At 63.9% G+C, this 16,046-nt stretch carries 14 protein-coding genes and 1 pseudogene; 13 read left to right on the forward strand and 2 right to left on the reverse strand.

Annotated features, from left to right (window positions below):
* Positions 1 to 81 precede the first annotated feature (81 nt).
* From XI03_RS27750 to XI03_RS27795, 10 genes are all read left to right on the forward strand, one after another.
* Positions 82 to 1,458 carry a sensor histidine kinase gene (locus XI03_RS27750; protein WP_038947098.1) on the forward strand — a complete coding sequence of 459 codons (1,377 nt, stop codon included), beginning with the start codon at positions 82 to 84 and terminating at the stop codon, positions 1,456 to 1,458.
* 159 nt (positions 1,459 to 1,617) lie between these two features.
* Positions 1,618 to 3,018, forward strand: a complete 1,401-nt coding sequence (locus tag XI03_RS27755; protein ID WP_018315823.1) for a hypothetical protein — start codon at positions 1,618 to 1,620, stop codon at positions 3,016 to 3,018.
* Positions 3,019 to 3,118: 100 nt separating this feature from the next.
* Positions 3,119 to 3,388: a hypothetical protein gene (locus tag XI03_RS27760; RefSeq protein ID WP_028143006.1), complete on the forward strand. Its 270-nt coding sequence runs from the start codon at positions 3,119 to 3,121 to the stop codon at positions 3,386 to 3,388.
* Positions 3,389 to 3,519: 131 nt separating this feature from the next.
* Complete coding sequence (gene ccmI / locus XI03_RS27765) at positions 3,520 to 4,629, forward strand: c-type cytochrome biogenesis protein CcmI (protein WP_028143007.1); 1,110 nt, start codon at positions 3,520 to 3,522, stop codon at positions 4,627 to 4,629.
* 37 nt (positions 4,630 to 4,666) lie between these two features.
* The gene (gene ccmE / locus XI03_RS27770) at positions 4,667 to 5,194 is read left to right on the forward strand and encodes a cytochrome c maturation protein CcmE (protein ID WP_028143008.1); all 528 of its coding nucleotides are present in this window, start codon (positions 4,667 to 4,669) and stop codon (positions 5,192 to 5,194) included.
* Positions 5,191 to 7,173, forward strand: a complete 1,983-nt coding sequence (locus tag XI03_RS27775; protein ID WP_028143009.1) for a heme lyase CcmF/NrfE family subunit — start codon at positions 5,191 to 5,193, stop codon at positions 7,171 to 7,173. The genes ccmE and XI03_RS27775 overlap by 4 nt, the downstream gene beginning before the upstream one ends.
* 4 nt (positions 7,174 to 7,177) lie before the next feature.
* The gene (locus XI03_RS27780) at positions 7,178 to 7,660 is read left to right on the forward strand and encodes a cytochrome c-type biogenesis protein (protein WP_038970597.1); all 483 of its coding nucleotides are present in this window, start codon (positions 7,178 to 7,180) and stop codon (positions 7,658 to 7,660) included.
* Positions 7,661 to 7,765: 105 nt separating this feature from the next.
* The gene (locus XI03_RS27785; protein WP_271593885.1) at positions 7,766 to 9,109 is read left to right on the forward strand and encodes a methyl-accepting chemotaxis protein; all 1,344 of its coding nucleotides are present in this window, start codon (positions 7,766 to 7,768) and stop codon (positions 9,107 to 9,109) included.
* Between the two features lie 222 nt (positions 9,110 to 9,331).
* Positions 9,332 to 10,909 carry a Do family serine endopeptidase gene (locus XI03_RS27790; protein WP_028143012.1) on the forward strand — a complete coding sequence of 526 codons (1,578 nt, stop codon included), beginning with the start codon at positions 9,332 to 9,334 and terminating at the stop codon, positions 10,907 to 10,909.
* Between the two features lie 274 nt (positions 10,910 to 11,183).
* Positions 11,184 to 11,864 (forward strand): response regulator transcription factor, encoded by a 681-nt coding sequence (locus tag XI03_RS27795; RefSeq protein ID WP_038947105.1) that lies wholly within the window; start codon positions 11,184 to 11,186, stop codon positions 11,862 to 11,864.
* A gap of 96 nt (positions 11,865 to 11,960) precedes the next feature.
* On the opposite strand, the gene XI03_RS27800 is transcribed toward XI03_RS27795, so the two are convergent.
* Both XI03_RS27800 and XI03_RS27805 read right to left on the reverse strand, forming a co-directional pair.
* Positions 11,961 to 12,197: a helix-turn-helix domain-containing protein gene (locus tag XI03_RS27800; RefSeq protein WP_271593886.1), complete on the reverse strand. Its 237-nt coding sequence runs from the start codon at positions 12,195 to 12,197 to the stop codon at positions 11,961 to 11,963.
* A gap of 735 nt (positions 12,198 to 12,932) precedes the next feature.
* A complete protein-coding gene (locus XI03_RS27805) occupies positions 12,933 to 13,364 on the reverse strand; it encodes a winged helix-turn-helix transcriptional regulator (RefSeq protein ID WP_271593887.1) in 432 nt (143 codons plus the stop codon).
* Between the two features lie 258 nt (positions 13,365 to 13,622).
* On the opposite strand from XI03_RS27805, the gene XI03_RS27810 reads away from it, so the two are divergent.
* The 3 genes and pseudogenes from XI03_RS27810 to XI03_RS27820 all read left to right on the forward strand — a co-directional run.
* Positions 13,623 to 14,486, forward strand: coding sequence for an alpha/beta fold hydrolase (locus XI03_RS27810; RefSeq protein WP_271593888.1), 864 nt, complete (start codon positions 13,623 to 13,625; stop codon positions 14,484 to 14,486).
* A 31-nt stretch (positions 14,487 to 14,517) separates the two neighbouring features.
* Complete coding sequence (locus XI03_RS27815) at positions 14,518 to 15,522, forward strand: NADP-dependent oxidoreductase (RefSeq protein WP_271593889.1); 1,005 nt, start codon at positions 14,518 to 14,520, stop codon at positions 15,520 to 15,522.
* A 65-nt stretch (positions 15,523 to 15,587) separates the two neighbouring features.
* Positions 15,588 to 15,928: pseudogene (locus XI03_RS27820) on the forward strand (SDR family NAD(P)-dependent oxidoreductase); the annotation flags it as partial.
* Between the last annotated feature and the right edge of the window lie 118 nt (positions 15,929 to 16,046).

Below are 16,046 nucleotides of genomic sequence, written 5' to 3' on the forward strand. Positions count from 1 at the left end.
TTGACGGGCAGCCTGACAGGGGCCTTGGTCCGGGACATGAGTTCTGACGCCCGCCACCCTGCGCCTTCCCGGATCATTCCGATGGCCGCTAGTTCGCTTGCGACCCGCCTGTTCCTGTCGGCGACCGCCTGGCTCGTGGTGATTCTGGCCATCACCGGCGTGGTGCTGTCGTCGGTCTACAAGAACGCCACCGAGCGCGCCTTCGACCGCCGGCTCAATCTCTATCTCCGCACCCTCATCGCCGAGGTCGCGACCCCCGACGAGCCGCCGGACCGCCAGTTCCAGTCGCTCGGCGAGCCGCTGTTCGAGCTGCCGTTGTCCGGCTGGTACTGGCAGATCACGCGGACCGACACCGAAAAGCCGGAGGTGCGCTCCTCGCGCTCGCTCTGGGACAAGAAGCTGCCGAAGCTGGAAGAGCAGGGCACCGAGCTCACCGCCGCCGGAATCCGGCTGGCCTATGTCGACGGGCCCGAGGGGCAGAATCTGCGCATGGTCGAGCGTCCCGTCGATCTCGGCGCCGACGGCAAGTTTCTGGTCAGCGTCGCCGGCGACGATACCGAGATTTTCGACGAGACGCGCAGTTTCGACTACTATCTCGGCGGCACCTTCACCGCGCTCGGCATCGTGCTGCTGCTGACGACCGTGTTTCAGGTCCGCTTCGGCCTCGCACCGCTCAAGCGCATCTCGGAATCGATCGCCGATATCCGCTCCGGGCGGGCTGAGCGGCTCGAGGGCGAATTCCCGGTCGAGATCGCGCCGCTGGCACGCGAGACCAACGCGCTGATCGATGCCAATCGCGAGATCGTCGAGCGCGCGCGCACCCATGTCGGCAATCTCGCCCATGCGATCAAGACGCCGCTCTCGGTCATCGTCAACGAGGCCGGCGCCCACATCGCCGATCCCTTCGCGGCCAAGGTGATGGAGCAGGCGGATGTGATGCGCGACCAGGTCGCCCATCATCTGGAGCGTGCGCGCATCGCGGCGCGGGTCTCGGTGGTTGGGACGGTGACGGAGGTGGCGCCTGCCATCGAGGCGCTGCGGCGGACCATGGAGAAGATCCATCGCGACCGTGGCATCATGGTCGACGCCAAGGCCGATCCGTCGGCAAAATTTCGCGGCGAGCGGCAGGATCTGGAGGAGATGGTCGGCAATCTCGTCGACAATGCCTGCAAATGGGCGGCCTCGCGCGTCTTCATCGAGGTCCTCGTGGAAGCGCCGCACCAGGCCGGGGTGGGTCCGCGGCTGCGGATCATCGTCGATGACGACGGCCGCGGCCTGTCGGAAGCCGAGCGGGCGCAGGTCTCGCGGCGCGGCCAGCGGCTCGACGAGTCCAAGCCCGGCTCGGGGCTGGGCCTGTCCATCGTGGTCGATCTCGCCGCGCTTTATGGCGGCAGCCTCTCGCTCGGTGGTGCGCCGACCGGCGGCCTGCGTGCCGAGCTGGTCCTTCCGGGCGTATAATCCGTTGTTCCGACAGGGATATTCGTCCTCGCCGACGCAGGCCGCAGCAAACCTGTGGGATTCGCTCCGACGTCCTAAACGGCTTCTTAAGTGGGGGCCTCCTATGATCGCGCCGGACCCATCCCATGTCCGCCATTTTACCGTGCATTACCCGGGCGCATGAGCCAGACATCGATCGAGCGGCTGAGGGAATATCTCGCGCAGCTCCCGCCGCAGGCGCAGGCGCTGCTGATGCGGGAGTTCGAGCGCGCGCTCGAGCGCGGCCAGGACACGGCTGTCGCGACCCTCGTGCTCGAGCAGTTGCGCAAGATCGTCCGCAAGTCGGAAGCCGATGAAGCCCCGCCGCCGCGCACGGACGATCTGTCGCGGCTGTTGTTCCAGGCGCTGGAACCGTTCCTGATCGAGGCCGGCGTCCCGCTGCGGGTCGGCCAGATCCGCCGCACCTCGCTGCAGCCGATCTGGCAATGGCTCGGCCGCGACGGCGCACCGGACAAGGTGAACGAGTTCGAGGCCGCGCTGGCGCGGATGCCCCCCGATAGTGCGGGGCAGGTCGAGGCCCTCGCGCAGAAGCTCCAGGGGGTGGCTGCGGATGCCATTTTCGAGCTGACCGGTCCCGGCGGCGGCGACAAATCGCGCGCGCTCGCCCGGGTCGGCGCGCCCAACGTGATCGAGGACCTCTATTCGATCGGAGCGGTGCTTCAGGTCCGGGAGGCCATCGCCGGCTTGAACGAGAAGCTGCCGCGCACTCTGCGCGCTTTCGGCGATCCCCAGATCGCCTCGGTGACGTCGGCGCTCAATATTCCGGTCCTTCAGACGCCGCAAATGCTGCCCTTCGCGCTGTCGATCGTGGTGCAGCGGATGACTGCCCCGTGGCAGATCATCCGCCTCGCCATCAAGATTGCCGCGTCTGACGACGAGATCCGCGTCGCGGCGACGCCTTACGGCGTTGCCGTCACGATCGCGCTGCATGACCTGTCCTGTGTTGCCGCTACCCTGCGCATGGACATCAAGCGCGGCCATTTCGACAACGTTGCCGGCAACCTCAAGGCGTTGCACGACGGCGTGCGCGGCCTGCGCACCGAGCTCGACCTGCGCAACGATTCCGCTTGGGGCAAGCAATTGACCTCGATCCGGGCCGACATCTCCAATGCGCTGCAATCCGAGATCGACAGCGTTCCCGGCCGCGTTCGCCGCATCCTGCGCCAGCGCCCCGAGAAAGACATTCCGCCGGGGGCGCGGATCGACAGCACCGAGGTGGAGGAAACGGCGGCGCTGATCGATTTCGTCGCGACCTGCCGCAATTATGCGAGCGAGCTTGCGATCAACGAGGTGACGCTGCGCACCTATTCCGACCTTCAGCAATATGTCGAACGCTCGACCGAGCAATTGGTGCAGTCGCTGCGCGCCGCCGATCACAAGGTGCGCACCTATCGGCAGCAGCAGGTGCAGGCCGCGATTCGCTTCTGCCAGGTGCTGTTTGGCGATGATTACGCCTCGCTGATGAGCCGGGCCGCGGAGAACGCAGCGACCGGCGAGCGTAAATCGTCGCGCGCAAGCTAACTTAAGCGCATATTTTCGTGATCACAATTTGTGGTTGACGGTGCCGGTGGTGCGCCGTACGGTCCCCGTGCAAGTCCGGGGAACTTCTATTTGTGGGCGCATGAAACCCGTAATCAGCTCCATCGAAATTGAGAACCGCATCATTGTTGCCAAGTATCAAAGACTGATGGTCGGCGCCAAAGTGGTGCTGGTCGAGAAGGCAAGCGGTCGGCAACTCTCCGAGACAATCACGAGGGTTGCATCCCCGGTTCCCGTCGGAGCGCTGCGCATCAGATTGCCGGACGCAGTCAAGCCGGGAACATACTTCCTGAGGGCCTTCAACGGCCACGGTGAGGACGCCGCGCAAAGTACGGACTTCGAGATCGGCTAAGCCGTTGGATTTTCACCGTTTCGAGACCGTGCGCGGTCGCGCCAAATTGACAATTGTCAATTGCCGCATCATCCGGCCGTGGTGTAAAGCCACCTATGGGCGCGGTTCGTGCGCTGCCGGAAGCTTGCCAGATGACGCTATGGTTCGTGTTCGCGCTGATGACGGTCGCGGCGATTTTCGCCGTGCTCTGGCCGCTTGGCCGCAATGGACGCGCGCAAGACCAGGGCAGCGAGGTCGCGGTTTACAAGGACCAGCTGGCCGAGATCGAGCGTGATCTCGCCGCAGGCTTGATTCCTGCGCCGGACGCCGAGGCTGCGCGCGTCGAGATCAGCCGCAGGCTGCTCGCCGCGGCCGCCAGCGAGCCCGTCGTGGCGCCGAAATCGAATCTCAAATGGCGCCGCGCGGCGGCCGTGCTGGCGCTCGCTGGCCTGCCGCTCGTTGCGATCGGCGTCTACATGCCACTCGGCTCGCCCCGGCTTCAGGACTTTCCCCTGGCGCAGCGCGAGCGTGGATCCGGGTCCGGCGTGGCGCAGTCGCTCGAGAATCTCGTCGTGCAGGTCCAGCAACATCTGGAGAAGAATCCGACCGACGGGCGCGGCTGGAATGTGCTTGCGCCGGTGTTGGAGCGGCTCGGCCGTTTCGACGATGCGGTGCGCGCCTATCGCAACTCGCTCACCTACAATGGCGAGAGCGCGGAACGCCGGTCCGATCTCGGCGAAGCGATCTCGGCTGCCGCCGGTGGTGTGGTGACCGTCGAGGCCAAGGCGGAATTTGAGCGTGCGCACGCCCTGAACGCGGACGATCCCAAGGCGAACTACTTCCTCGGCCTTGCCGCCGAGCAGGACGGCCGCAAGGACGATGCAGCCACGATCTGGCGCGCGTTGCTTGCGAAAGCGCCCGCGGATGCGCCGTGGCGTGCCCTGGTGCAGTCCTCGCTGGTGCGGGTCGGTGGCGGGACGATGCCGGCGCTGTCCGACGAGACGATTGCTGCGTCCAAGGATATGGCCGAAGGCGATCGCAACGCGATGGTGCGCGGCATGGTCGATCGTCTGGCCACCCGGTTGAAGCAGAACGGCGACGACGTCGATGGATGGCTGCGGCTGGTGCGCGCCTATCTCGTGATGGGCGAGCGGGACAAGGCCATGGGGGCATCGGCCGATGCCCGGCAGGCGGTTGCCAGCGACGCCGAGCGGCTGCGCCAACTTGATGAAGGCCTCAGGACTCTCGGGCTCGGCGGATGACGATGTCGGGACAAGAGACGCGGAGAACGGATACGCCATGACGCGCAAGCAGCGACGTATGACCATCATCGGCGGCTCGCTCGCCGTGCTCGCGCTCGCGGCCGCGCTGGTGCTCAACGCACTTCGCGACTCCATCGTGTTCTTCTCGACGCCGACCATGGTCGCCGAGAAGCACGTCGAGCCCGGCAAGCGGTTTCGCCTCGGCGGGCTGGTGCAGCCCGGCTCGCTCCAGCGCGGCGACAATCTCGCGGTGACCTTTGAGGTCGCCGATGGCAACGCCAAGCTGCCGGTGGCCTACAAGGGCATCCTGCCCGACCTGTTCCGCGAAGGGCAGGGCGTCGTCGCCGAGGGCGCGCTTGACGCCCATGGCGTGTTCAAGGCTGATACCGTGCTGGCCAAGCACGACGAGACCTACATGCCCAAGGACGTCGCCGATGCCCTGAAGAAGCAGGGTCACTGGAAGGACGATTACGGCGGCAAGCCCTCTGATAGCGGCAAGACGTCCGATGCGGGCAAGCCCGCGGCGACGACCGCGCAGGGCAATCCGCAGGGAGCAATGCGGTGATCGCAGAATCCGGACATTACGCGTTGGTGCTGGCGCTTGGGCTCGCACTGATCCAGTCAATCGTGCCCCTGATCGGCGCGCGCCTGAACGATGTCGCGCTCATGAATGTGGCGCGATCCACGGCGCTCGCGCAGCTCCTGTTCGTCGGAGCCTCGTTCGTAGCTCTCGTGATGCTGCACGTGAACTCGGACTTTTCCGTCGCGAACGTCTACGAGAACTCCCACTCGATGAAGCCGCTGCTCTACAAGATCACCGGCGTGTGGGGAAACCATGAAGGCTCGATGCTGTTGTGGGTGTCGATCCTCGCGTTGTTCGGCGGGCTCGTTGCTGCGTTCGGCAATAATCTGCCGCTGTCGCTGCGCGCGCACGTGCTTGCCGTGCAGGCATGGGTCGCCAGCGCCTTCTATCTGTTCATCCTCGTGACGTCGAACCCGTTCCTGCGTATCGCCGCCCCGCCGATCGAGGGGCGCGATCTCAATCCGGTGCTCCAGGACATCGGCCTCGCCGTGCATCCGCCGATGCTCTATCTCGGCTATGTCGGCTTTTCGATCTCGTTCTCCTTCGCGATCGCGGCGCTGATGGAGGGCCGGATCGACGCGGCCTGGGCGCGCTGGGTGCGGCCGTGGACGCTGGTCGCCTGGATCTTCCTGACGCTCGGCATCGCCATGGGTTCGTACTGGGCCTATTACGAGCTCGGCTGGGGCGGCTGGTGGTTCTGGGATCCGGTCGAGAACGCCTCGCTGATGCCGTGGCTCTCCGGCACCGCGCTGCTCCATTCCGCCCTGGTGATGGAGAAGCGCAACGCGCTGAAGGTCTGGACCATCCTGCTCTCGATCCTGACCTTCTCGCTGTCGCTGCTCGGCACCTTCCTGGTGCGCTCGGGCGTCATCACCTCCGTGCACGCCTTCGCCACCGATCCCACCCGCGGCGTGTTCATTCTGCTGATCCTCTGCCTGTTCATCGGCGGCAGCCTGTCCCTGTTCGCGGGCCGCGCCACGTCGTTGAAGCAGGGCGGCCTGTTCGCGCCGATCTCGCGCGAGGGCGCGCTGGTGCTGAACAATCTGCTGCTCACCGTGGCCTGCGCGGTCGTGCTGTTCGGCACGCTCTATCCGCTCGCGATGGAAATGCTCGCCGACTTCAAGATGTCGGTCGGCGCGCCCTTCTACAACCTCACCTTCGCGCCGCTGTTTACGCTGTTGCTGCTTGCCGTGCCGTTCGGGCCGATGCTGGCGTGGAAGCGCGGCGATCTGCTCGGCGTCACGCAGCGCCTGCTCGCGGCGGGCGTTGCCGGGCTCGTCGCCGTCGCCATCGCCTGGGGCTGGGCCAGCGGCGGCAGCACGTTGGCGCCGCTCGCGATCGGGCTTGGCATCTTCGTCATCGGCGGCGCCGTCACCGACATCGTCGAGCGGACCGGGCTCGTCCGGCTGCCGTTTGCAACGGTGCTGCACCGGGCACGCGGCCTGCCGCGCTCGGCCTGGGGCACGACGTTCGCGCATGCCGGCCTCGGCGTCGCGCTGATCGGGATCGTCTGCGAGACCACCTGGAACAGCGAATACATCGCGACCATGAAGCAGAACGACGTCGCTCACATCGCCGGCTTCGACGTGAAGCTCGACGGGGTGCTGCAGCGTCAGGGCCCGAACTACCGCGAGATGATCGCCGAGTTCAACGTCAGCCTCGATGGCAAGCCACTCAGCGTCATGACGCCCTCCAAGCGCAGCTTCACCACCCGCGGCTCCTCGACCACCGAGGCCGCGCTGCTGACGCGCGGCGCGAGCCAGCTCTACATTTCGCTCGGCGAGGCCAATGCCGAGGGCGCCATCGCCGTGCGCATCTATCACAAGCCGCTGGTGCTCCTGATCTGGTGGGGGCCGGTGCTGATGGCATTCGGCGGCGTGCTGTCGCTGTCCGACCGGCGGCTGCGGGTCGGCGCGCCGAAGCCGGCGCGGGCCAAGCAGCGCCTCCAGCCGGCGGAGTGATCCGATGCGCCGGATGATGGCCGCGTTCGTCCTGCTGATGCTGCTGGCCTTGCCTGCGGCCCACGCCGTGCAGCCCGACGAGATCATGCCGGATCCCGCCAAGGAAGCCCGCGCGCGGGAGCTGTCGCGCGAGCTGCGCTGCATGGTCTGCCAGAACCAGTCGATCGACGATTCCGATGCGCCGCTGGCGCGCGACCTGCGGCTCCTGGTGCGCGAGCGCATCGGCGCCGGCGACAGCAACTCGCAGGTGCTCGACTTCCTGGTCGCGCGATACGGCGAGTTCGTGCTGCTGAAACCACGCTTCGAACGTCAGACCCTGCTGCTGTGGCTGCTCGGGCCGCTGCTTCTGATCGGCGGTGGCCTGGCGCTGTGGCTGCAAATCCGCCGTCGCTCGCGGAGTGGTGCAGACATACCTGCTCCGCCGCTCACTGCGGACGAACAGGCGCGGCTCGCCGCGTTGATGTCCGATGATGCGAAGTCGTCCTAGCCTACGTAGTGATACTTAGGCCGCTTGGCGCAGCTTGTTTCATGCTCTGTTGACCTTTGTCTGGAAGCTTGTCGCAAGATTCGATTCCAGCCTTTGAGTCCCCCGATGTTCGCGAACAGCAATCTGACGATCCGCTTCCTGGTCGGCGCCGTCGTCGCTGCATTATTGTTTCTGCTGGGCATCGGCGGCGGCACCGGCTTCATCGCGGTGCTCTATCTCAACAACGAGATCACCAGCCTGTCGGCGGACTTCGCAGCACTGAGCGGCCCCGCGCGCGACCATGCCATGCAGATCTACCAGCAGGCGCAGACCGCGTTCTCCTATTTCCTGATGGCCTGCGGCGTGATCGCCGTCGTCGCCGTCGCGATCTGCCTCACCACCTGGTTCGCCGTGCGCAATGGCATCCTCAGTCCGCTGGCCGCGATCGTGCATGCCATGCGCGAGGTCGCGGACCAGAAGTTCCAGACATCGGTTCCGGGGCTCGGCCGCACCAATGAGATCGGCCTGCTCGCCGGTGCGCTGGAGGTCTTCAAGACCAACGGGCTCGAGCGACGCCACCTCACCGAGCAGCAGCTGCGCGAAGCCCAGCACCAGGCCGAGCGATCGAATTTCCTGGACGACCGGATCAAGCGCTTCAACGACCTCGTCGCCAGCGTCGTCGACAGCGTGGCCTCATCGGCGGTGCATCTGAAGAGCAACGCCGAGACGCTGTCGCGGACCGCCAACGACACCAGCACCAAGGCCAATGCGGTTGCGAGCGCGGCGAGCCAGGCCAGCGCCAGCGTGCAGACGGTCGCCGGTTCTGCCGAGGAGATGACGAACTCGATCGGCACGATCAGCCGCCGCGTCACCGACGCGACGCAGCGCGCCGAGGGCGCGGCGTCCCAGGCGGAGAAGAGCCGCGACACCATCCACACGCTGTCCGATGCCGCCGACAAGATCGGCGAGGTCGTGCAACTCGTGCAGGCGATCGCATCGCAGACCAATCTGCTGGCGCTGAACGCCACCATCGAGGCGGCGCGGGCAGGGGAGGCCGGCAAGGGGTTTGCGGTGGTCGCCTCCGAGGTGAAGAATCTGGCGCATCAGACCAGCAAGGCGACGGAGGAGATCACCTCTCATGTCGCCAGCATACAGGGCATCACCGCGGAGACGCGCGGCGCGATCGACGGCATTTCCAAGACGCTGTCGGAGATCTCGTCCATCATGTCCGGCATCGAGGTCGACACTGCCCAGCAGCGCAACGCGACGCAGGAGATCACGCGCAGCGCCCAGAGCGCCGCGCACGGAACCCTCGACGTCTCCAACCATATTGTCCAGATCACCTCGACCTCCGCGCAGACCGGCCGCATGGCCGCCGAGGCGCGGGATTCCGCGGTCGACCTGTCGCAGCAGGCCGCGACCCTGAAGCGCGAAGTCGACGAGTTCATCGTCAGCGTCAGGGCAAGCTGAGCGCGCTAAAAACGCGCTTGCGACGCCATCACGGGAACTCGGTTAAGTTCCTGTGAGGCCACAATTTTCGGTGTGCGCTGAACTGCCGCATCGCAGCTAGCCCTTCATTACAAAAGTTTAACCCCGCCGCCAGCGCACGGTAAGGCGGGAGCCCCCATCTTCAGGACCGTAAGGTGCCGCCATCGGGCACCAAATGGATTTCAAGGCCCTGGAGATCTTCGCATGACCGACCGTCCCGACCTCTCGAACCTTCCGTCCTACCGGCAGCCGCGCCGGTCGGTGTTTTCCGCGCGCAAGTTCGCGCTGATGGCCTCGGTCGTCGCCGGTCTCGGCGCGGCGGTCTATGGCTTCAGCCCCTCGACCTCGCCGGCCGATCTGTTCTCGAGCCCGGCGCATGCGCAGGTCAACAACGAGGTCCGCAAGGTCGAACGCCCGGTCGGTTTCGCCGACATCGTCGAGCGTGTGAAGCCGTCGGTGATCTCGGTGAAGGTCAACATCAAGGAGAAGACCGCGAGCAACGACGATGGCGATGATTCCTCCGCGCCGTTCCAGCCGGGCTCGCCGATGGAGCGCTTCTTCCGCCGCTTCGGCGGTCCGGACGGTTTCCCGGGCCTGAAGGGCGGCCGTGGCCGCGTCGTGCAGGGCCAGGGCTCCGGCTTCTTCATTTCGGCCGACGGCTTTGCCGTGACCAACAACCACGTGGTCGACGGCGCCGACAAGGTCGAGGTCACCACCGATGACGGCAAGACCTACACCGCCAAGGTGATCGGCACCGACCAGCGCACCGACCTCGCTTTGATCAAGGTCGAGGGCAGCTCGAACTTCCCGTTCGCCAAGCTCGCCGACGCCAAGCCGCGCATCGGCGACTGGGTGCTCGCGGTCGGCAATCCCTTCGGTCTCGGCGGCACCGTGACCGCCGGCATCGTCTCGGCCAGCGGCCGCGACATCGGCAACGGTCCGTATGACGATTTCATCCAGATCGACGCGCCCGTGAACAAGGGCAATTCCGGCGGTCCCGCTTTCGACACCAACGGCGAGGTGATGGGCGTCAACACCGCGATCTACTCGCCCTCCGGCGGCAGCGTCGGCATCGCGTTCTCAATTCCGGCGAGCACCGTCAAGAGCGTGGTCGCCCAGCTGAAGGACAAGGGCTCGGTCAGCCGCGGCTGGATCGGTGTGCAGATTCAGCCTGTCACCTCCGACATCGCCGACAGCCTCGGCATGAAGAAGGCTGAAGGCGCGCTGGTGGCGGAGCCTCAGGCCAACGGTCCGGCCGCGAAGGCCGGCATCGAGTCCGGTGACGTGATCACCGCGGTCAACGGAGAGTCCGTCAAGGACGCCCGCGAGCTTGCCCGCACCATCGGTGGCATGGCGCCCGGCGCGACCGTGAAGCTCAACGTGCTGCACAAGGGCCAGGACAAGGTCGTGAACATGACGCTCGGCCAGCTGCCGAATACGGTCGAGGCCAAGGCCGACAACGACAATGATAGCGGCAAGGGTGCGAGCAAGGGCACCGACGTGCCCAAGCTCGGCATGACCGTTGCCCCCGCCAATTCGGTGGCCGGCGCCGGCAAGGAAGGCGTCGTGGTCACCGAGGTCGATCCGAAGAGCGCCGCGGCCGAGCGCGGTTTCAAGGAAGGCGACGTGATTCTCGAAGTCGGCGGCAAGAGCGTGGCCACCGCCGGCGAAGTCCGCGACGCCATCAACATGGCGCGGACCGACAACAAGAACAGCGTCCTGATGCGCGTGAAGAGCGGCGGCCAGTCGCGCTTCGTCGCGGTGCCCCTCGCCAAGGGCTGAGGCTTCAGGAGTCCTACGAGATGAAGGGTGTCGCCGGCATCAGTCGCCCCCGCCGACGGCGCCCTTCGGGGAAGCAGCGCAACGTTCGCTTCCCCTCTCTACCTTCCGGTGGAATTACGCCCCCCTCCGTCGGAAGGCCTAGGGCGGTGAGGTCCCCCCAGCTTCACCGCCCGCCTTTTTCTCGATGCCAGAGTCTCCCACTCGGCTTGCATGCGATTGCCGCTCGCGCCATGTTTAGAGAAGGTTGACCTCCTTGACCGCCGCCGAACGCACGATGCGCCTCCTCATCATTGAAGACGACCGCGAATCCGCCGACTACCTCGTGAAGGCGTTTCGCGAGGTCGGACACATTGCCGACCACGCCGCAGACGGCGAGGAAGGCCTCGCCATGGCCGAGAACGGCGATTACGACGTGCTGGTGGTCGACCGCATGCTGCCCAAGCGCGACGGCCTTTCGCTGATCGGTGCGCTGCGCGACCAGGACAACACCACGCCGGTGCTGATTTTGTCCGCGCTCGGACAGGTCGACGACCGCATCAAGGGCCTGCGCGCCGGCGGCGACGACTATCTGCCAAAGCCCTATTCCTTCGCCGAGCTGCTGGCCCGGGTCGAGGTGCTGTCGCGCCGCCGCGGGGGACCTGCCGAGGACACGCTCTACCGCGTCGGCGATCTCGAGCTCGACCGGCTCTCCCACCGCGTCGCCCGCGGCAAGGACGAGCTGACGCTGCAGCCGCGCGAATTCCGCCTGCTCGAATATCTGATGAAGCATGCCGGCCAGGTGGTGACGCGCACCATGCTGCTCGAGAACGTTTGGGACTATCATTTCGATCCGCAGACCAACGTGATCGACGTGCACATTTCGCGGCTGCGTTCCAAGATCGACAAGGGCTTTGAGCGGCCGCTGCTGCACACGATCCGCGGCGCCGGGTACATGATCCGTGATGGGATCAGATAAGGCACGGAGCCTATTGATTTTTTCTAGGTGTTTTGATTTTTGATTGCCAAATTCTTACCACTTCTTTTAGCCGTCAGCTCAAAATAAAAGCCCCGCCTAAGCGGGGCTTTCTACAATCGGCTTCCGAGCGTCAGGCAGCGTTTCGAGCCACACTCTCAAATCGTCTCGCAAGATGATTGTGCGCCTGCCGTGTTTCTTGGCTCTAAGTTTACCGGCGCTGATCGCCTCGCGAATGGAAGTCAGCCCGATCCCAGTGAGGGCGCTTGCCTCCTCAGGGGACACCGAGAGTCGTTCCGAGAGCGGTACCTCTCCCTTCTGTCCGAACTCGTTCATCTCGTAAGCTCAATTTTTTGCGCGGCACGATAGTGGGGCGGATCCAGACTTCGAACTACGTTGGCAGTGCGGGCAGTTACCTGGTTTGACTACAGAGCTGATGGCCATGAGCATTGCAGCATTCTTTCGGTTAGTGGCTCAAGACCAAGACTAGCAAACTTGCTGCATCATGCGCCCAGATCGCGATACTTACGCCCTCCAGCTACGCCTAGTCGCTACCAGGTCAAACCGATAATATTCGTGTTATCATCGCATCTTTCGCCACTGGTTTCGCACCTACGCTAAATCATGGGCCGGACGTTGCGAAGGTCCGAGGCGTTTCGCAGAAGCTTGCCGGCGTAGTGCGGAGCAATCCCGATCTCGGTAATCTCATCTCCGACTGGATGTCGCCCCGGATCGATGCACGGCGCCGCGAAGCGCTGTGGATGGTCAGTCGCGTCGTGTCCGATTCTGAATTGCAACACGAAGCATTTGCAGTGCGAGGACGTTGGCGAACGGTCCGCGAGCGCTCTTGCCCTAAACTCGATCTTGCGCTGTCGACTTCCTGACGTCCTTGGATCAGTACCCGAAAGGATGGTCCGTTGCAGCGGGTGCTGCGCAGCACGCCGAAGCCGTTCGGGCTATTATTGAAGAAACGTCCTCCCACTTACAGGTGAGTCTGTTTGAGTTCATTACTTTGAAGGCCTGCCGGGCTGCACCCGCGACCGCACAAGCGGGAGATGTCAAGCGAGTAGCTCATTCGGGTTCGGCGATACGAATGGAACGTGTTCCGATCGGAGCGCCGGTCGCGCGGTCGATGGTAAGAGGATCGATCTCCGTTCCCTTCTCGGCGTCGAAGAACCGGATCATCTTGCCTCCGCCACGATGCTTGCGTCCCCACGCGCCTATCGCGAAGAGCACCGGCAAAAAGTCGCGCCCGGCTTCCGTCAGCACGTATTCGTCCCGTGGCGGACGGTCTGAATAGCGACGTTTCTCCAGCAACCCCTCGTCGACCAGCGCAGAAAGCCGCCCCGTCAGCATAGTCGGCGCGATACCGAGACTCTTACGAAAGTCGTCGAAGCGGGTCAGCCCCGCATGGGCGTCGCGCATGATCAGCATGCTCCATGCGTCCCCGACGATCGCTAAGCTCCGGGCGATCATGCAGGGCTGGGTCGAAAGCTTTTTCATGTAAGTCTCATTTTAGTAGTGACTTAATACTAAATTGATAGTAACGGGCTGTTCGTCGATGTTCTAGGACAAATTGAGAAAACCGGAATGAGCAAGACAGAACTTCGCCATTGCGCGAATTCCAGGTGCTTCCGGCGGCGTCAGCATTCGGCGCGATCAATAGGTGCACCTTTTTGTGTGCAAAGGAGAAGCCGCGCGATCCGACCAAGTCCCTCCGATCTCAGGGATTCCGGTTTCAGCCGAACTATGGAGTAAGTGATGTCCAGTTATGTCAGCCACGCCGGATCGGTTGTGCGCTATGTCGATGCGCCAAATCTTTCGATCCGTGCTGCAGGAACAACCTTTGCATATCGAGATGTCGGTCCACGCAGTGGCGTGCCATTGATCCTTCTCAACCATTGGGGCGCGGTTCTCGACAATTTCGATCCACGGATCGTCGATGGCCTGGCCACCAGGCATCGTGTGATCGCGATCGACTACCAGGGTATCGGGGCTTCGAGCGGGAAAGCGCCTGTTAGCGTTGGCGAAATGGCGCGAGATACGATTGCTCTGGTCGCCGCGCTGGGCTTTGAAAAGATCGATCTGCTCGGCTTTTCCCTCGGCGGGTTCGTGGCGCAGGATATCGCGCTGAGGGCCCCTAGTCTCGTGCGAAAGCTCATTCTGACCGGCACGGGCCCGGCAGGCGGCAAAGGTATCGAGAAGGTTGGGCCTGTGTCCTGGCCGCTGATGATCAGGGGCTTGCTGACTTTGCGAGACCCAAAATTCTACCTGTTCTTCACATCCACGGCCAATGGCCGCAGAGCCGCAAAGGCCTTTCTGGTAAGGCTGAAGGAGCGCAAAGCAGATCGGGACAAAGGAGCCACACCAGCGGCCCTGTTGCGGCAACTCAAGGCAATCAAGAGTTGGGGCCAGCAGACGCCTCAGGATCTCGGCAGCATCCGCATCCCTGTACTTATCGCGAACGGCGACAACGATATCATGGTGCCGACCGCAAACAGCACCGATATGGCGCGCCGTATCCAGGGTGCGCAATTGATTATCTACGAAGATGCCGGGCATGGCGGAATTTTTCAGCACTACGCCGACTTTGTTCCGAAGGCCCTATGCTTCCTTGAAGCCTGACGCCACGGCAATATTTCGAATGGAGAACATCATGAAGGCGTTCGTTGTCGACAAGTACAAAAAGAAAGCCGCTCTGCGCTTGGCCAATTTGCCGGAGCCGGAGATGCGGGACGATGATGTCCTGGTTCAAGTTGGTGCATCCGGCGTGAACGTTCTGGACTCCAAGGTCAGGGACGGAGAATTCAAGCTCATACTGCCGTATCGTCCGCCTTTCATTCTGGGTCACGATGTTGCTGGGATAGTCGTCAGGGTCGGCCGCAATGTCAGGCGGTTCAAGGTCGGCGACGAGGTCTATTCACGGCCGCGCGATCATCGGGTCGGAACGTTCGCGGAATCCATTTCCATGAATGAAATGGACGTGGCGCCAAAGCCCAAGAACATTAGCATGGAGGAGGCCGCCTCTATCCCGCTGGTGGGGCTGACCGCCTGGCAGGCGCTGGTCGAGTTGGGCAAGCTGAAGCCTGGCCATAAGGTCTTCATCCAGGCCGGCTCCGGCGGGGTGGGGACTTTCGCACTCCAACTCGCCAAGCATCTCGGTGCGGTCGTTGCGACGACGACGAGCGCGAAAAATGTCGAGCTGGTCAAGAGCCTCGGCGCGGACTTGGTCATCGACTACAAGACCCAGGATTTCGAGAAGATCTTGTCGGGCTATGATTTGGTCCTGCACAGCCAGGACGCCAAGGCACTCGAAAAATCTCTGCGGGTGCTCAAGCCGGACGGCCTGCTCATCTCAATCTCCGGGCCGCCCGACCCCGAATTCGCCAAGAAGCAGGGCATGAACTTCTTCCTGAAGCTGGTGATACGCTTGCTGAGCCGCGCTGCGCGGAAAAAAGCCAGAAGCCTTGGTGTGCGCTTTTCATTCTTGTTCATGCGAGCGCAGGGGCGGCAGCTGAGCGAAATCACATCCCTGATCGAATCCGGCGCGATCCGTCCGGTTGTGGACAAAGTGTTTCCGTTTGAAAAAACCGGTGATGCGCTCGCCTATGTCGAGGCCGGGCGCGCAAAAGGCAAGGTCGTTATCACGGTGGCAGACTAGCATCCACGGCGGGCCCATCGGAAATCACGATGCCGCTCAACAGGACCTTGAGAAAGAACAAGGCCATGGCAAAAAATTCCACAGTCGTCATCACCGGAGCCTCCTCTGGCATCGGAGCGACTTACGCAAACCGTTTCGCCCGCCGCGGACATGATCTGGTGCTTGTGGCCCGCGACAGCGAGCGAATGGAGGCCCTCGCGGCGCGGCTTCGCGACGGGACGGGTGTTGCTATCGACATCCTGCAGACCGATCTCACCAACCAGGGCGACCTTTGCGGCTGTCGAAAAGCGCTACGTGACGATCGCCGCATTGGTGTCCCGTCAACAATGCAGGCGTGGCCCTAAGCGGGTCGTTCGTCGCGCAAGCAGTCGAGGATGTCGGCCGTCTTGGCGCGGGTGGGGCAACGTGGTTTCAATCGAGAGGACCATGCCGGCCTCCAGAGACGCGTTCAGCTGCGATTAGGGACGACGTTGCATGTCAGCACGCGAGCGCTTCTGTTGATGATCTCTAATTATCGAAAGAGG

The organism is Bradyrhizobium sp. CCBAU 65884, from assembly GCF_028128835.1.
In the GTDB taxonomy this organism is placed as follows: Bacteria; Pseudomonadota; Alphaproteobacteria; order Rhizobiales; family Xanthobacteraceae; genus Bradyrhizobium; species Bradyrhizobium ottawaense.